At 20.7% G+C, this 1,871-nt stretch carries 1 protein-coding gene and 1 pseudogene; both read right to left on the bottom strand.

What is annotated here, in order from left to right; all coding sequences use genetic code 11:
* Window positions 1-4: 4 nt before the first annotated feature.
* Window positions 5-1,513, bottom strand: coding sequence for a glycosyltransferase family A protein (locus tag AJN69_RS10475; protein WP_070287646.1), 1,509 nt, complete (start codon window positions 1,511-1,513; stop codon window positions 5-7).
* Window positions 1,503-1,871: pseudogene (locus AJN69_RS10160) on the bottom strand (glycosyltransferase family 2 protein); the annotation flags it as partial. The gene AJN69_RS10475 and the pseudogene AJN69_RS10160, both read right to left, overlap by 11 nt.

Genomic DNA, 1,871 nt, shown 5'->3' with positions numbered 1-1,871 from the left:
TGTTTTATTTTCCATTTTTCCATTCCTTATAAATTTTTTTAATTTTAAATATAAATGTTAAAGGGTTTTTAATAAAAGCATTGCCTAGCCTATAAAATAAATACTTTTTACATTTTAACATTTCGTTATAATCAGCATATTGTTCCAATGGAATTAATTTAATATTTGGATTTATTCTAATAAGTACATTATACATCATCATTTGTATTTTATGCAATATATATAAATAAATAATAGTTAAAGGCAAAAATAAAGCTTTTATAGGATTTTTTGCCTTTATTATAGCTTTTCCTATTTTATAAGATAATTGGTTTTTTATTCTATCTACTGCCCCATATGGTTTATAATGATTTTGATTAAATTTGGAAATATTAAAATAATTATAAAAATTTGTTAAATTATAAATTTCATTTTTATAATTTAAAGGATCATTTTTTATATAAGTTATCTTAAAAGCCTCTATATAAAAATTTATATAAAATATTTTATATAAATTATAAGCAAATAAAAAATCATTTTTCTCTAATTTTTGGATATCTGTAAGCGTTTTTTTTGCAATTTCAATCCAGCTAAAAATATTATAATACTGTCTCATTTCATCAAAATCATCAAAATATTTTAGAAGATATTTCATACGTTCTGGTATATCAGATAAAATTAAATTAGACTTGTCATAATTACAATCACTTCCTTTTCTAATTCTGTAGTTTGTAAGTTTCTTTTTAGTAATTAAAATATTGTTAATATTCAAAATTAAAACAAATGAAAAATAATTATCTTCCCTAACAACATTATCTATAAATTTTATATTATTTTTTTTTATAAAATTAAAATCTATAAACATTGCCCAAGCACAACATAAAAAAAAACCATAATCGTTAAGTTTTGATAATATTAATAATCTATCAACAATAATATCTGAAGATAAATAAGGGAAAAATCTAATACTTGATGCACCGCTCCAATTTAAAACATCATTTATTTCATTAAAAATAGTAAAATCAAAACAAACTAAATCTACTCCATTCATTCTTTTTACACACTCTTCTATGCAATCAAGTTCCCAATAATCATCAGAATCTAAAAAGATAATATAGTCTATACTAGGATAAATAAAATCAGATAAATCTTTAGTAGTATGAAAAGCTTTATAGCTCTTATATACTGTATAAATTTCATAGGGATTATTACCTTCTATATTAAATTCTATTAAAGAATTTATTTCTAAAATTTGAGTTTTATTTTTAAGTATATATTCTCCACTAAAATATTCTATGCCGACATTTCTAGCCGTACCTTGACCACCATTTTTTTTATCAAAAAGTATAAATCTTTCATCTTTTAAAGTATATTCTTTAGCTATATTAAATGAGTTTTCATCAGTGCTACCATCATTTACAAGTATAACTTGTAAATTTTTATAAGTTTGATTAATAACACTATCTAAACATTCTTTTAAATATTTTTCTACATTATAGATTGGGATAACTACGCCTACTGTTTTATTTTCCATTTTTCCATTCCTTATAAATTTTTTTAATTTTAAATATAAATGTTAAAGGGTTTTTAATAAAAGCATTGCCTAGCCTATAAAATAAATACTTTTTACATTTTAACATTTCGTTATAATCAGCATATTGTTCCAATGGAATTAATTTAATATTTGGATTTATTCTAATAAGTACATTATACATCATCATTTGTATTTTATGCAATATATATAAATAAATAATAGTTAAAGGCAAAAATAAAGCTTTTATAGGATTTTTTGCCTTTATTATAGCTTTTCCTATTTTATAAGATAATTGGTTTTTTATTCTATCTACTGCCCCATATGGTTTATAATGATTTTGATTAAATTTGGAAATATT

Origin of the sequence: Campylobacter sp. BCW_4338 (assembly GCF_001763255.1) — a bacterium.
Lineage (GTDB): Bacteria > Campylobacterota > Campylobacteria > Campylobacterales > Campylobacteraceae > Campylobacter_D > Campylobacter_D jejuni.
The sequence above is the reverse complement of the archived record's forward strand: the minus strand, read 5'-3'. Positions and strand labels throughout refer to the sequence as shown.